Annotated in this window: 4 protein-coding genes; 2 read left to right on the top strand and 2 right to left on the bottom strand. The window is 72.9% G+C overall.

The annotated features are described in order from the left end of the window. Positions 1-27 precede the first annotated feature (27 nt). Positions 28-9,993: an amino acid adenylation domain-containing protein gene (locus tag ACIOGX_RS23290; protein ID WP_401915815.1), complete on the bottom strand. Its 9,966-nt coding sequence runs from the start codon at positions 9,991-9,993 to the stop codon at positions 28-30. Then, positions 9,993-14,051: an amino acid adenylation domain-containing protein gene (locus ACIOGX_RS23285; protein ID WP_401915812.1), complete on the bottom strand. Its 4,059-nt coding sequence runs from the start codon at positions 14,049-14,051 to the stop codon at positions 9,993-9,995. Before ACIOGX_RS23285 ends, ACIOGX_RS23290 begins: the two co-directional genes overlap by 1 nt. 611 nt (positions 14,052-14,662) lie before the next feature. On the opposite strand from ACIOGX_RS23285, the gene ACIOGX_RS23280 reads away from it, so the two are divergent. Together ACIOGX_RS23280 and ACIOGX_RS23275 are read left to right on the top strand one after the other, a co-directional pair. After that, entirely contained in the window at positions 14,663-15,121 is a 459-nt protein-coding gene (locus tag ACIOGX_RS23280) for a VOC family protein (protein WP_356508177.1), read from the top strand. 283 nt (positions 15,122-15,404) lie between these two features. Then, on the top strand, positions 15,405-15,986 hold the full coding sequence (locus tag ACIOGX_RS23275; protein ID WP_401915809.1) for a superoxide dismutase family protein: 582 nt from the start codon (positions 15,405-15,407) through the stop codon (positions 15,984-15,986). Positions 15,987-16,142: the final 156 nt, after the last annotated feature.

Raw genomic sequence — 16,142 nt, 5'->3', positions numbered from 1 at the left:
AGACGTCCGCACTCCACGCGGGCGCGGTCAGCGGTGCTCGGGCGCCTCGTGCACGCCCGCGTCGATCGACTCGGCCACCGCCTCCACGTACGGCGGTCGGACGATGCCGTAGTGGGTGGTGTCGAGCCGGTGCCAGGCGGTGGACTCCGGGAGGTACGGCCGCCACAGCGCCCGCTGTTCATCCGGGGAGCCGAGCGAGGGCATGCCCGCCACCGGCCGCTCGGCCAGCCACAGACCGCTGGGAGTGACGGCGAGCCGTCGCACCCGGTGGCCGGCCATGCTGCGCAGATTGGCCCGGCAGCAGTGGGCGAGCCGCTCCGCATAGGCCCGTGCGTGGTCACCGGCCGACGTGCCCGACTCGTCCCCGCTGTGTCGGAGTTCGGCCGCGAACACCGCTTCGAGCTGTGTCTCGTCGTACTCCTGGAACAGTGTTCCGGCACCTGGCGGCGGCGGGTCGAGCAGATGGAGCGTCTCCACGGGACGGCCGGCCGCCTCCGCTTCCGCGGCCATCTCCGCCGCCACCCACGCACCGAAGGACCACCCGGCCAGCCGCAGGCGCCACGCCGCCTCGGGGAAGCGGGCGAGCAGCGCGGCGCGGTACCGCCGGGCGCGTTCCGCCAGGGTCCAGTCCGGCGGTACGGGCCGCCGCAGCGCCGGGTCGGCGATGAGGCAGACCGTCAGCCGGGGGCCGAGGGCGGACACCAGCGACCGGTACGCCTGGATGTCACCGCCGACGGGGTGCACCAGACAGAGCACCTCGCGTCCGGTGCCCTCCTGCCAGACCTCCAGCGCCACGTCCTCGTCGGCGGCTCCGGCCGCGGTCCCCTCGGGAGTCGTCGAGTCGAGTCGCGTCAGGATCTCGTTGAGCGAGACCCGGTGGCTGAGCCACGACAGTTCGAGTTCGACCCCGAAGTGCCGTTTGACCTCGCTGATCAGATCCAGCATCGTCAGCGAATCCGCGCCCAGGTCGTAGAGCGGTACGTCCGGGTCGAGCTGGTCGACGCCCACCCACTCGGACAACCGCTCGGCGAGGAGACCGGCCGCCGTGCCCGTGGCACCGCGCCTGCCCTCGCGCGCGCCCTCGCCGCCGTCGGAATCCCTGACAGGTGCCGGAACGGGATCGGTTGTCGATGACGCGGCCGCGAACGGCACGGATGGCACTGATGGCGCTGACGCGGCGTAGAAGACGCGTGACTCGTCCAGACCGGTCGTGGAGACGAGCAGCTGCGGCAGCCGCAGTCCGACGGCTCGCGCGAACAGCCGCTTTCCCTCGTCCACCGTCAGGCCGACCGACAGATGCGCCTGGTGGCGGGCGTCGGACAGGGGCGCCCGCAGCGCCATCCCGGTCTCGCGCCACACATCCCAGTTGACGGTGATCCGCGCGGTGGTCTCGGCGTCGCCCGACCGGTGGTGGGCGAAGCCGTCGAGGAGCGCGTTGGCGGCGGCGTAGTCGAACTGGCCGACACCGCCGAGCAGAGCCGACATCGACGAACAGTAGACCGCGACCTCCGGCAGGTAACGCTCGATCAACCGCTCCATCAGCAGCGCGCCTTGTACCTTGGCCGCCGTCGCCTGCCGCATCGCGGTGGCGTCCCGCCGTACGAGCAGCCCGCCGGCCGCCACGCCGGCCGCGTGGATCACGCTGCTGAGGCGCGCCGTCCGTCGGCCGATCCGCGACAGGATCTCCTCAAGTGCCGAGGGTGCCGAGGGCGCCGAGGGAGCCGAAAGCGCGGTCGCGGCGAGGTCCGCCTCGATCAGCTCGACCCGGTCGGACCAGGGCGTCAGCTCCGCCGGAAGCCGGGACGTTCTGGCCAGCAACAGCACCCGGCCCTCGGTCCGTTCAAGGAGCCAGGCGGCGAGGGCGGTGCCGAGGCCGCCCGTGCCGCCCAGAATCAGATGGACGCTCTCCTCGCTCCCCTTACTGTCCTCGCTCCCCTTGCCGTCCTCGTTCTCGTCGGTCTCCCCTTCGAGCAGCGCCATGGGGGCGATTCCGGCCGGGGACACCGGAAGCGTGATCTGCTCCCACCAGAAGCCCTGGCGCAGTGCGAGCTGTCGCGGCAGCCGGACCTCGGGACCGGCCTCGGCGTCCGTCCCGGCCAGCAAGGCGGCCAGTCGTGGAGCCCAGCCGGCCAGATCCGCGCTGGGCAGATCGAGCCAGTGGCCGTCGATCTGACCCTCCTGCGGTGCCACCTCGACGGCACCGGCCAGCAGGTTCAGTTCCGGGCGCGATACGGAACCGTCGACCGGCCTGGCGCGGTACGACAGCCACCACGGCCGCACCCTCGGTGCCCCGGGCGCGGCGGCCACCGCCCGCACCAGCGCGGCCGGCGTGTCGAGACACGCCCGGTGGGCGTGCGCCAGCGTGTCGGACCCGACCGGACCCTCGACGGCCAGCGGCAGCGCGTGCAGCCAGTCGATGCCGTCCCGGCCCGCCTCCGCCAGCGCGTCGAGCAGCCGGGCCAGCGATATGTGGTCGGACGGGTCGACCTCGAAGACATCCTCGCCCCGCCGGGCGAAGGCGTCGGCCGGGCTGACCCGTACCACTCGGGTATAGACCGCCGCGAAGGCGCGGACCGTTTCGGGCGGCGTCGGACGGTCCGTCAGCACTACCAGCAGACGGGAGGTACGCGACGCGGTCCTGGGAGCGGCCCTGCGCAGCCGTACCCAGTGGGGTTGGTGCAGCCAGTCGGCCTCCGGAAGCCGTGACGGTCGCTCGCCGCCCGCCGTATCGACCGGGCGCGCCGGGCGCGTGGTGCGCGTGAAGTCGTACTCCGCCAGCTCGAACGCGGGCGGCGGGAAGTCCCACGGCGCCTGCGCGGGACCGGCCGGCCAGTCGATCCGCCGGCCGGCCCGCCAGGCCTCGGCCAGCTCCTCCGCCGACCGGCCCGCCGCCGCGAGCGATTCCCCTGCCGATTCTTCTTCTCCGGCGACGGCGATGGCGACGGCGACCGGGGCCGGTACTGATAGCGGTACCTGTCCCACTCCCGGGACCGCCGTACGGAGCCACTCCACCGCGGTCGACGCGTCCGGGCAGACCGCCGCGATCCGCAGCCGCCGCGCCGGCCGGCCCGCCTGCACATGGCGCAGTACCTGCCGGTACGTCTCGGGACGGGCCGTCAGATAGTCGGCGATACGGGCGGCGTCCCTGCGGAGACCGGCCTCGCTGCTGCTCGACAGCACCAGGCACGGTTCCGTCGCGTCCGGCGTGAGCGCGTCCGGCGCGAGCGCGTCACCCCGCTCGTCCGCTTCGAGGAGCACATGGGCGTTGGTGCCGCCGATCCCGAAGCTGCTGACCGCCGCCACCCGGTCCCGTCCGGCGGGCCAGGCCCGCGCCTCGGTCGGGATGTAGAACGGCGTCGGATCGGGACCGATCTGCGGACTGAGGGCGTGGAAATCGGCGTGCGGCGGGATGAGGCCGTGATGCACGGCGAGGGTGGCACGCACCAGCCCGACCACGCCCGCCGCGGCGCCCAGATGACCTATCTGGCTCTTGACCGAGGTCAGGGCGCAGCGACCGGACTCCGCCAGGTCGAACGCCTGCCGCAGAGCGCCGACCTCGACCGGGTCGCCCAGCCGGGTGCCGGTGCCATGCGCCTCGACATAGCCCAGGTCGGCCCCGCCGCGGCCGGCGCGGCGCAGGGCCGCGCGGATCACCTCGCGCTGACCGGAGAGCGAGGGGGCGCTGTAACTCAGCTTGTCGGAACCGTCGTTGTTGATGGCCGAGCCGGTGATCACCGCGTACACGGTGTCCCCGTCGCGCCGGGCCAGCCGCAGAGGCTTGAGCACCACCACACCGACACCGCTGGCGCCGATGGTGCCGCTCGCGTCATCGCTGAAGGCCCGGCAGTGTCCGTCCACGGAGAAGATGTGCTGCGGCCGGTAGCGGTACCCGTCGGTCAGCTCCGTGTCGACCAGCACCCCGCCGGCCAGCATCACATCGGCGTCGCCCTGGCGCAGCAGCCCTGCGGCGAGGTGGACGGCGACCAGTGAACTGGCGCACGCCGCCTGGGCGGTGAAGGCGGGTCCCGTCAGGCCCAGGTGGTACGCGGCCTTCGTCGCGAGGTAGTCCTTCTCGTGGTGCAGGGCCAGCTGAAAGCCGTCGGGCAGCTGTCCGGGGTCGGCCTCGCGCAGCATGGCCTGGAAGTAGGTGTTCTCACCGGCACCGGCGATCAGTCCGACGCGCCGGGCGGAGGGGTCGGCGATTCCGGCGTGTGCCAGCGCGTCGGCACAGCTCATCAGCAGATGCCGCTGCTGGGGGTCCATCAGCCTGGCCTCCTGCCGGCTGATGCCGAAGTGGTCCGGGTCGAAGGCCAGCAGACCGTCCATCTGGCTGCGCGCCCCGACGATGCCGTCGGGTGCGTCGAAGTGCTCGATCCCGCTGCCGCCCGCCTTCACCATGTCCCAGAAGGCGGACAGGTCCGGCGCGCCGGGCAGCCGTACCGCCATGCCGATGACGGCGATCGGTTCGTCGGCCGCGCCGGAGGACACAGGGGCGGCCTCGGTGGTGACATCCGCGATGGCGGACACAGAGGCGGCCGAGCCGGCGGCTGCCGTGACGGCCACGCCGGTGCGGCTCGGATCCCGCTCCGCCGTGGCCGCCCGTCCGTCGAGGAAGCGCGCCAGCGCGCGGAGCGTGACGTGCTCGAACAGGTCGGCGACGGTGAAGCGAAGGCCCAGTTCAGTGGTGCAGCGCAAGTGGAAGCGCATCAGTCCCAGGCTCGATGCTCCGGCGTCGAAGAAAGTCTGGTCGGGGCCGATGGCCGAGCCGGTCACCGCCTCGAACGCCTCGGCGAGCCGGGCCTCTCGTGGCGAGAGCGGGGTCGCCGGAACGTCCGCGAGGCCGGCCGCCGCCTCGGGACCAGGGCGCAGCTCCTCGCCCGGAGCGCGCAGGACGCCGCGGCGGTCCAGCTTGCCGCTGGGGGTACGCGGCAGGGCGCCCAGCAGCCGGAAGCGGCCGACCCGTACATGGGGCGGGAGCAGTGGTGCCAGATGGGCCGTGAGAGTCCGGGCGGTGAGCGGCTGTCCCGGTGTGCTGCCCGGTGCCTGTCCCGGTGCGCTGCCCGGTGCATGTGCCGAAGTGCTGCCTGATACGTGTCCCGGCGCCCGGACCGGTTCCTGTCCCGCGTCCTGTCCCGCGGCCCGGCCCGCGTCCCGATCCTCTTCCCGGCCCGCTTCCCAGCCCGGCGTACGGTCGCGGCGCTGGACACAGGCCACCAGCTCGTCGCCGTCATGTACCACCACGGCCTGGACGATCTCCGGGTGCCGCAGCAGCGCCGCCTCGACCTCTCCCAGCTCCAGCCGGTGTCCGCTCAGCTTGATCTGATCGTCGTCCCGGCCCCGGTAGTGCAGCAGGCCCTCCCGGTCGAAGCTCGCCCGGTCACCACTGCGGTAGAAGAGGCCGAGACCGGGCAGCTCCACGAATCGCGCCTCGTTGAGCGCCGTGTCGCCGAGATAGCAGCGGGCCGCCATCGTTCCGCCGATGAGCAGGTCGCCGGTGCGGCCCGGCGGCAGGGGCTCGCCCGCCTCGTCCACCACCCGCAGCACCGCGCCCGCCACCGGCCGGCCGATGGCCGGGCGGTCCGGCCAGCGCGCCGGGTCGCCGTCGAGGCACAGGGCGCTCACCACATGCGTCTCTGTCGGGCCGTAGTGATTGAACAGCCGCGCGCCCGGCATGCCCGCGAACCAGCGGCGGATCGCGTCGGTGCACACCAGCTGCTCGCCCGCCGTCACCACCTCCCGCAGCCGCGAGGGATACCGGCCCAGGTGTACGGCGTGCTCGGCGAGAAGCTGAAGCGCCACGTAGGGCATGAAGACGCGCTCCACACCGGCCGATTCCAGCTGGTCGAGGAGGGCGGGGGCGTCCTGCCGCCAGCCGGGGCGCACCAGATGCAGACATCCGCCGGTCCACAGAGTGCCGAAGATCTCCTGGAAGGACACGTCGAAGGAGAGCATGGAGAACTGCTGGGTGGCGGCGGGCGCCGCCAGACCGCCCGACTCCGCCTGCCACTGCAACAGGTTGCTCAGCGTACGGTCCGGCACCCGCACGCCCTTCGGGGTGCCCGTGGAGCCCGAGGTGAACAGTGTGTAGAGCGGACGAGCACCGTCGTGCGCGGGACAGGCCGCCGGTTCGGTCGGCCCGCCGGAGGTCGACAGAATGACCAGGTGCCGTACGGTGCCTCCCGGATCGACGGCGTCGAAGGCCGCGTCACCGCCGGGCGGGAGCAGCACGCAGAGCGGCTCCACCTGTTCCAGGATCCGCCGCAGCAGCGCCGGCGGATAGGACGGGTCGAGCGGCACGATGGTCAGGTTGAGCCGGGCCAGCGCCAGGAGGGCCACCACGTGCTCGACCGAGGGTTCGAGGAACAGCGCGACGTGGCAGGGCCGGTCACTCTCCTCAGGCAGCGGGTGGTCCGCCCGCAACTCGGCGGCGAGCGCGGCCGCGTAGGCGTCGAGTTCGGCGTAGCTGACCACGCCGTCGCCCTCGGTGCTGCTGACGCTGCTGTCACCGCTCCTCAGGGCCGGCGCGTCGGGCGTACGCGCGACCTGCCGCGCGAACCCCTCCGCCACCGTCGTGCAGATCAGGGACACGGGCTCGGCGCGGCCGGGCTCGGGCAGCGCGCGGCGGTACGGAGCCGCCAGCTCGGCCGGGGTCGCGGTCGCCCCGTCGGCGAGCAGATCCAGAGCGCGCCCGAACAGGCCGGCCATCGCCGCCACTTCGGCGGCCTCGAAGCGGTCGTCGGCGTACTCCCACAGGCAGTCGAGACCGTCCGCCCGCTCGACGACGGAGAGCGTCATCGGGCACTTGGCCTCGGCCGGTGCCCACCACAGGGGCCTGGAGGAGCAGCCCGGCAGGGCCGGTGTGCCGAAGTCGGTGTTCTCCAGAACGAAGAGGAAGTCGAAGGGCGGCGCCCCACCGGCGCCCGTCTCGCGATCGGCCAGTACGTCGGCCAGCGCCACGTCCTGCCGGTCGAGCACCTCCCGAGCGGCGGTGCCCAGGCGCCGCAGCTGGCTGCGCAGTTCCTCGCGTGGCGCGACGGCCAGCGGCAGCAGGACGGTGTTGGCGAACATGCCGACACTGGTCTCGAACTCCCGCACCGGCCGGTTGGCCACGGGACCGGCGACGCGCGGACGGGTGCTGCCGGTCACCCCGTACAGACTCGACGCGAAGACTCCGAGCAGCAACTGGAAACGTGTCAGGCCCAGTTCACCGCAGAGCCGGTCCACGGAGGCGCGGCGTACGGCGTCGAGAGAGGTGTGCAGCAGCCGCGCGCGCGAGGACCGCCGGGAGCCGGCCGGTGCCTGCGGCCCGCCCGGTCGGTTCGTCCTGTCCTGCTCGCCCGGATCGTCCGGCTCACTCGTCTCGTCCAGCCCGGCGTAGTGGGCGCGCAGTTCCGCCCGCTGGGCCAGGTAGGCGGGGCTGGAGAACCACTCGGCCTGCCAGACGGCATAGTCGAGCGGGGTGGGCGCCCCGGAGCCGGAGGAGGGTACGGGGTCCACCGCACCCGCTGCGTCCTCGCCCCGGAGGGCGTCGGCGTACCCCGCCGACAGATCCGCCAGCAGCACATTGAGCGACCAGCCGTCGACCGCGATGTGGTGCAGGTGCAGCAACAGCAGGCCGCCGCCCTCCCGGGGCAGCCAACTCGCGCGCAGCATCCGGGGCTCGGCCAGATCGAAGGGACGGCCGAAGAGACGGTCGGCGAAGGCCCGCCCGCCCGTGTCCTCACCGTCAGTCCCGTCCGTCCCGTCCGTCCCATCCATCGGATCCGTCCCGTCCGTCCGTCCCTCACGGAGCGCGTCCGGACCGGGGCCGGCCCACGGCTCGTCCTCGTCCTCGGCGTCGGCACACGGCTCGGCATCCGCGTCGGCGAACGGCAGGTCATCGGGGTCGACCCACGGGTCGTACGGTTCGCCCACGACCTGGCGCAGCCCCTCGGGCGCCGCCTCGAAAGCCGTACGCAGCGCGGGGTGGCGCTCCACCAGTCTCCGCAGCGACCGCCGCAGCGCGACCGCGTCGACGGTTCCCTCCAGCCGGAGGACCTGGCCCACGTTGTACGCCCGGGACCCCGGCGTCCGCTGTTGCAGGAGCCACAGGCGCTGCTGTTCGCTGGTGGCCGGAGCCGAACGCGCACCCGTGGGAGCGGCCGGCACCGGATAGGGCGTGTCGTCCGCGTTCCTGGCCCGGTCGATCGCCTCGGCGATCCCGGCGAGGTTCCCGTCGAGGACGGCCGCCTGGGACAGCTCGCAGCCCCAGCGCCGCCGCACCTCGAAACGCAGCCGCAGGGCCTTGAGCGAGTCGCCGCCGACGGCGATCCAGCGGTCGCCGAGGCGCGGTCGCGGCACCCTCAGAACCTCGGCGGCCACACCCAGCACCTCGCGCTGCCAAGCGGTGGCGGCAGGCTCCTCGCCGTGCGGACTCCGCCAGGGGCGATGGCCGGCGCGCTCCAGCGCGGCCTGGTCGACCTTGCCGTTGGCGTTACGGGGGAGCGCGGCCACGACATGGATGTGGTGCGGGCGCATATATGCCGGCAGCCCGGCCGCGAGATGCCGGTCGAACTCCTCGAAGGACAACTCCCCGGACGACGCGCCGCCCAGCACCACATAGGCCAGCAGTTCGTTGGGCCCGTCCTCTCCGTCGCGACGGGTGCAGACGTACGCCTGGCGTACGGCGGGATGCGCGACGATCCGCCGTTCCAGCTCGCCGGGTTCGACACGGAAGCCCCGGACCTTCACCTGACGGTCGGCGCGCCCGAGATACTCGACGAGGCCGTCCGCGTCGGCGCGTACGAGGTCGCCGGTGCGGTAGTGGAGTGTGGTGCGGCCGTCGCCGTGCCGGGGGAGCGGGACGAAACGCCGCTCCGTCTCCTCGGGCAGGTTGCGGTAGCCGGCCGCGAGCCCCTTGCCGGCCAGCAGGAGTTCGGCCGTCTCACCGGGCGCGGCCGTACGGGTGGTGCCGGGGACCACCAGCAGCGTGTCCGTTCCCGGCAGGGCCCGCCCGATCGGCACCCGGTCCCCGTCGAAGTCGCGCGGGACGGGATGGCACAGGGCGAACGTGGTCGACTCCGTCGGCCCGTAGACGTTGTAGAGCTGGGTGGCGCTCGCCGCGTTGTGGCGGTACCAGCGGCGTATCAGACGGGCGTTGAGCTGTTCGCCGCCCACCAGGACCTGCCCGGCCCCGGCGAAGCAGTCGGGCGCGGTGTCGACCACCGCGTTGAACAGCGCCGTCGTCACGAACGCCGTGTCGACACGTTCGCGCAGCAGCGCCGCCGCCAGCTCGTGCGGTGTCTGGACGGCCGCGTCGCCGAGGATCACACAGCAGCCGCCGGTCAGCAGCGGCACCCAGACCTCGAAACTCAGCGCGTCGAACGCCGGATTGGACAGACAGGCGAAGCGCGCGCCCTCCGCCTGCCGGATGTATCCGGACCGGGCGAGGCGCAGGACACCGGCGTCCCGCACCTCGACTCCCTTGGGACGGCCCGTCGTTCCCGAGGTGTAGAACAGGAAGGAGACCGGCGCGCCGGTGAACGGCGGTTCGGACGCGGTCTGTTCACGATGGCCCGCCGCGAGGAGACCGGCCACCGGCAGCGCCTGTACGGAGTCCGGCAGGGCCTCCGGGGCGGCCGTCCCGTCGTGGATCACCGCCACACTGGCCGAGTCCGTCAGGATATGGCGGTGGCGCTCCGGCGGGCTCTGGGCGTCGAGCGGTACGACCAGGGCGCCGAGCCGCAGGATGCCGAGCATGGCGCAGACCAGCTGCCAGGAGCGCGGCAGCGCCACGGCCACGGCCTGCCCGGGACGGACACCGGCGCGGCGCAGCGCCCCGGTCACCGCCGCGCCGGTGGCGTCGAGTTCGGTGTAGTCGAGCCGCCGGTCGCCGTCAACCAGTGCGACAGCCCCCGGGGTACGCAGAGCCTGCTCGTACACCCCTCGCGCCACACCACCGGCGCCCGGCGAGGCGGGAGAACCCGTTCTGGAGAGGTCCGCTCCGGATCGCATCAGACCTCCAGCGCCGCGGACGGACCGGCCTGGCGCCCCACACGGGGATACCCGTCGCCCGGTGGGGCGGATGCGGTGGACATCCGGGCCAGCTCGGCCTCGATCAGCTCGGCCACCCGCGGCAGCTCGTCGCTCTCCAGCATGTCCCAGTGACCGCACTCCACCGGCTCGGCCAACAGGCCCCCGTCGGCCCGCCGTTGCCAGAACGCGCGCACCTCCGCCCCGTCCTCGCCGTCCGCCGTGGCCTGTACGAGAACGAGCCGGGCCGCCGACGCCGGTGCCAGGTAGTCACGGGCGGTCATCCGGTTGTGGTTGTAGATACGGAAGTACCGGTCGATCTGGTCGTCCTCGATACCCGGATACATTCCGTTGAACCTGACCAGTTTCTCCCGGAACTCGGACGCGTCCACCGGCGCGATCGCCGCGCGTTCCGCCGCGTCCTCCGTGCCGTGCGTGTCGAGCAGGACCACGCTCAGCCGGGTGTGTCCGGCCGACGCCAGCCGTTGTCCCATCTCATGGGCGATCAGTCCGCCGTAGGAGAGTCCGCACAGGACCAGCGACTCATCGGGCCGCGCATCGACCAGCCTCAGATACTCCTCCGCCATGGCCTCGACCGTGGGCAGTGGTATCTCACCCGCGTTGAGGCCGGGGGACTGGACGCCCTGCACGCCCACCGACCCGGGCAGCGCGGCGGCCAGCGGCAGATAACAGAAGGCGGTCCCGCCCGCCGGATGGACACACACCACCCGCTGCTTCCCGTCGCCCGCGCGGAACTCGATCAGGTTGTCGCCCGGCCGCGCCGGCGCCGCCCCCTTCCGCAGCCGCTCGGCCAGCGCCTCGATGGTCGGGTGCAGCATCAGGTCGCGGATCGGCAGGGTCTCGCCGAACTCCTCCTGGACGGCATGGGCCACCTTGATGGCGGAGATCGACGTGCCGCCCAGTGCGAAGAAGTTGTCGGTGACGCCGACGGCGGGATGGAGCAGCAGCCGCGTCCAGATCCGGTGGAGCGCCATCTCGACATGATCGCGCGGCGCGGCCGTGTTCACCTGGGCGGGCAGCGCGGACCGCGAACGCTCCAGCAGCGCCGTACGGTCCAGTTTGCCACTCCGGTTCAGCGGCAGGCGCGGGAGTTCGACGAAGACCGTCGGGATCATGTAGTCCGGCAGCCGCGCGGCGAGCGCCGCGCGCCACTCGTACGGGGGCCGGGCCGCCCCGTCACCCCGGCCGACGCCCGCCACCAGACGCGGCCCGCCGGGGGCGTCACGGTCGGCGAGCACGGCCGCCTCCCGTACCCCGGGCAGTTCCCGCAGCGCCGCCTCCACCTCGCCCGGTTCGATACGGAAACCCCGCAGCTTGATCTGGTCGTCGAGGCGGCCCACGTACACGGCGTTGCCGTCCGGCAGCCAGCGGGCCAGATCGCCCGTGCGGTACATGCGCTCTCCGGGCACGAAGGGGTCGGGGACGAACCGTTCGGCCGTCAGATCCGGACGGCGCACATAGCCGCCGGCCAGGCTCGCACCGGCGACGCAGACCTCGCCCGCCACCCCGGGCGGCACCGGCCTCAGCCGCTCGTCCAGCAGATAGAGACGCGTGCGGGGGAGCGGCCGGCCGATCGGGCAGGGCCGGTCCAGCGGACGCGGATCGGTGTAGGCGGTGGTGTAGAGCGTGGCCTCGGTCGGCCCGTACCCGTAGCAGATCCGCAGGCCGGGCAGCACCTGCCCCATGCGGTACAGCGCTCTCTCGGGAAGAGACTCCACCCCGGTCAGCAGCTGGCGCAGCGCCAGTCCCTTCAGCCGCGCCTCGGGGGCCTCGTCGATCCACGTGACGTAGGACGGCGGCAGGAACGCGGTCGCGACGTGGTGGTCCCGCATCCAGCCCATCAGCGCCTCCGGGTCGCCGCGCAGCTCGTCCGGGACCAGATGCAGGGTGGCGCCGGTGGTGAGCGGCAGGAGGATCTCGTGCACCGACGCGTCGAAGCCGATGCTCGACCAGGCCGACGCCGCCTCGCCGGGCACGCCGCCGAACCGGGCCAGCCACTGGTCGAACAGCTGGGTGACGGAGGCGTGCGTCACCACCACACCCTTGGGGCGGCCGGTGGAGCCGGAGGTGTAGATGACATAGGCGGGATCCGAGGGGCGGACCACGATCCCGGGAGCGTCGTCGCGCCGCCCCTCGGCCTCGACGGCGGTCAGGGAGCACCAGTCCGCGCGCGGCGCGTCGGGGACGTCGCTCAGTACGAGTACGGGTGCGGCGTCCTCGACCATGGCGGCGAGACGCTCGGCGGGCTGGCCCGGATCGAGCGGCAGATAGGCGGCGCCCGCCGTGAGGATCCCGAGGACCCCCACCACCAGCTCCGTCGACCGCCCCGCGTGCAGGCCCACCACCCGGCCCGGTCCCGCGCCACGGCTGATCAGGGCGTGGGCCAGCCGGTTGACGCGCCGCTCCAGCGTGGCGTAGTCGAGCCGTTCGCCCGCGTGGACGAGGGCGGCCCCGGTGGGGCGGGTGCGCACCTGGGTCCCGAAGCGCTCGACCAGACCGCCGGGCCACGGGGCCGGGGGAGCCCCGGTCTCCTCGGCGGTGCTCCAGTTCGCCAGCAGCTCCCGGCACTCCCGCGCGTCCATGAGGGCGACGTCCGCGACCTCCCGGCCGGCCTCCTCGGCCAGCTGCGCCAGCACCCGCCGCAGATAGCGTGCGTACCGCTCGACCGTCTCGTGGTCGAACAGGGCACTGGCGTAGTCCAGCTCGCCGACGATCCGGCCGTCCTCCTCGGCCAGCGCGAGCACCAGATCGAACTTGGCCGGCGCGTACGGGATATCGAGCGGCTCGGCCTCGACGTCCGCCAGATCGAGCAGGCCCCTCAGCGAGGGAACCCAGGCGAACATGGTCTGGAACAGCGGGGTGTGGGCGGCGCTGCGCGGCGGATTGACGAGTTCCACCACGCGCTCGAAGGGCAGGTCGGCATGGTCCAGGGCGCCCCGGAGGGTGCCGCGCACCCGCCCCAGCATGTCGGCCCCCGTCGGAGATCCCGACAGATCGACCCGCAGTGCGAGGGTGTTGACGAAGAAGCCCATCAGTCCGGCGACATCACCGCGCCTGCGGTTCGCCGTGGGGGCGCCGACAACGATGTCGGACTGTCCCGTCAGACGCGACAGCAGTACGGACCAGCCGGTCAGCAGGGTCGAGTACAGCGTGGTGCCGTGCCGCTGGGCGAGCGCCTTGAGAGCCGTGGTGAGATCGTCGTCGAGCGAGATCCGCACCCGGGCGCCGCGATAGTCCTGCTCGGCGGGGCGCGGCCGGTCGGTGGGCAGTTCGAGCAGCGGCGGGGCGTCGGCCAGGGTCTGCGCCCAGTACGCGGTCTGCTCGGCGGGCTCGTCGCCGGCCAACCACTGCCGCTGCTGGTCGGCGTAGTCGGAGTACTGCCAGGTCAGCGGCGGCAGCGCGGGATCCTCGCCGCGCAGGAACGCGGTGTGGAGCACGCCCAGTTCACGCAGCATGATGTTTCTGGACCAGCCGTCGAACACGATGTGATGCACCGTGATGAGCAGCACATGGTGGTGCGCGTCCAGCACCAGCAGCCGGCCGCGGGCCGGCGGGCCCCCGCTCAGATCGAACGGGGTGGTGCATTCCTCGCGTTGCCGGGCGGCGAGCCGCGCGTCGGCGTCCGGCTGTCCGGTCAGGTCCTCGACCACGAGCGTGAAGCCGGTGTCCGGCGGATCGATCCGCCGGTACGCCTCGCCCGCCACGGGGACGAACCGGGTCCGCAGCGCCTCGTGCCGGGCGACCAGCGCGTCCAGCGCGCGGACCAGCACCGCGCGGTCCAGCGGACCCCGCAGCGCGAAGGCCACCGGTTCGTTGTACGCCGCGTTCGCGCCGTCCAGCTGGGCGAGCGCCCACAACCGCTCCTGCGCCGGCGACAGCGCCGGAGGCGTCTCCTTCTCCGGAGGCGTGCCCTTCTCCGGGTGGGGCGCATCGGCGTCGGCGTTCCGCGCCGGTACCGCGCGCTGCCGCGTCGTGGTGGTGGTCGTGGCCGTGGTGGAGGAGGTACGTATCGCCGACAAGACCGGCCCTTTCCCGTAGGGGAGGCTCATTGCGGAGGTGGGATCGCGGAGAGGCGCCATCGCGCTGGGCTCGATCGCGGTGGGCTCGATGGGGTGAGGCGCCTCGCGGTGGGGCGCCATCGCCCGGGGAGGTGGCCGACGAGCGCGGGCGATCGCTCTCCGTACGTATCGACGCGGTGCAGGTCGACCTGTACATGCCAGCCCGTACATCCGTACGTATCAACCCGCGCGTATCAACCGGGACGAGACGGCCGACCGGGCGCGGAACCGGGGCGTCTCATCCGTCCGCCCGCGGCGCCCTGCTGTTCACCAGTTTGATCAGCATGTGCCTTCAATCACTCGCATCGCTCATGTCACTGGCATCACTGGCGTAACTGTCTGGATGATGATTGGACAAGTGCTCGATCATGTCAATGGCGGCCTGAGGCAGGGGTGTTCAGCCCGATGGCCGGTCCGAGTCGCCGCCGTCGGCGGTTCCTGCGACGCGGGCGGCGGGGAGGCTCGGACCCGCCCCCGGCGCCCGGACGCCGAGTTGCCCGCGTACCCCGGTGCCAGCAGGGTGGAGACGACTGCCCCGACTCCCCGCGGGCCGACAGAAGTGGGCGACGACGATGGCGAAGCGAGAGGATCTGCCGGCCCCCGCGCAGGGGCTGGTGCTGACACACTTCCTGACCGTGCGGGACGTTCATGTCTCCAGCCGCTTCTACGCGGACATCCTCGGCGGCGAGGTGGTCCTCGCGGAGAATCCGGGCATCGTGAAGATCGCCAATGGCTGGATCATCATGAACCCCGGTGGCGGGCCGACCCCGGACAAGCCCGAGGTCGTCCTCACCGCGCCCGAGCCCGGCGACCCCGTGTCGTCGTTCCTCAATGTGCGGGTGGCCGATCTGGCCGCGTTCTACGAGCAGGCCACCGCCAAGGGTGCGCAGTTCCTGACCGAACCGCTCGACCGCAAGGCCGAACTCCGCTGCTATCTGCGCGATCCCGACGGCTATCTGGTGGAGGTGGGGCAGGCGACCGGCATGCTGCACGGCGTCTTCGCCGATCGCACGCCCGCCGACGGCGGCTGAGCGGTCACACACCGCCGATCAGCGGATGTCCCGCCGCCGCGTCGGCGCGGGCGGCCGGCGGCGGCGTGCGGAGGCGGTGGACGGCGACGGCGTACGGGGCGATGGCGTGCGGCGACGGCGTGCGGTGATGCTGGGGGCGACGGGCAGGCGGCGACGCGGGAAAACGTACGCGTCGCGCACCGCGGCAGTCGGCGGTCGGCCGCAATCCATTCGGGTTCCCGCACATCCTCGGCCCGCCCTTCTCCGTTGACATGGTGATCAGACCCGTCGAAGGAGGCCGCTCGTGACGTTCCGTTCCAAGGCTTCGGTTTCAGCCGTTCTCGCCGCCACCGCGCTGCTCGCGACGCCGCTCACGGTGGCAGCGGCGCGGGACGGCTCCCCCGGGGTGCGGGCAGAGGGCCGATTCCTGCCGCCGTCCCCGTACTTCCCGCCGGACGCGGTGACGTATGACGTGACGAAGGTGCCCGTGGGCGCGCACATCACCGTGGTCGAGCGCACCGGTGCCAGGGGCACCGGGATCGAAATCGCCGTGTCCGGCCTGCTCCCGAACCGCGTGTACGGGGCGCATGTGCACACCAAGCCCTGCGGCCGCGTCCCCGAGGACGCGGGGCCGCACTACCAGCACGTCAAGGATCCGCACCAGCCCTCCACCGACCCCGCCTACGCGAACGCGGCCAACGAGATCTGGCTGGACTTCATCAGCGACACCCGAGGCCGGGGCGTCGCCGAGTCCGCGCACGACTGGCGCTTCCGGCGGGGCGAGGCGCGGTCCGTGGTGATCCACGACCACGGCACCATGACGGACCCGGGTGAGGCGGGCACGGCGGGGGCTCGCCTCGCCTGCCTCACCGTGCCGTTCGTGTGAGGCGCAGGCGCGAGCGGCACGTCCTGGCGGGCAGGGTGACGGGTGACAGGTACCGGCGAGAGGGCTCTTCACGCGGGAGATCCAGCGGGAACCGCTGAACCTGCTGGGGCCGATCGGCACGAGGCGGCCGGGACGTGAGGACCGCGCCGGCCATGT

The organism is Streptomyces sp. NPDC088147 (assembly GCF_044741565.1).
GTDB lineage: Bacteria > Actinomycetota > Actinomycetes > Streptomycetales > Streptomycetaceae > Streptomyces.
Note: the sequence above shows the minus strand (reverse complement) of the source record. Positions and strands in the feature narration are given on the sequence as shown.

What these genes read in the sequence shown, in the direction of transcription:
- ACIOGX_RS23290 (WP_401915815.1), bottom strand. Translation starts at nt 9,993, where the DNA reads ATGCGATCCGGAGCGGACCTCTCCAGAACGGGTTCTCCCGCCTCGCCG.
- ACIOGX_RS23280 (WP_356508177.1), top strand. Translation starts at nt 14,663, where the DNA reads ATGGCGAAGCGAGAGGATCTGCCGGCCCCCGCGCAGGGGCTGGTGCTG.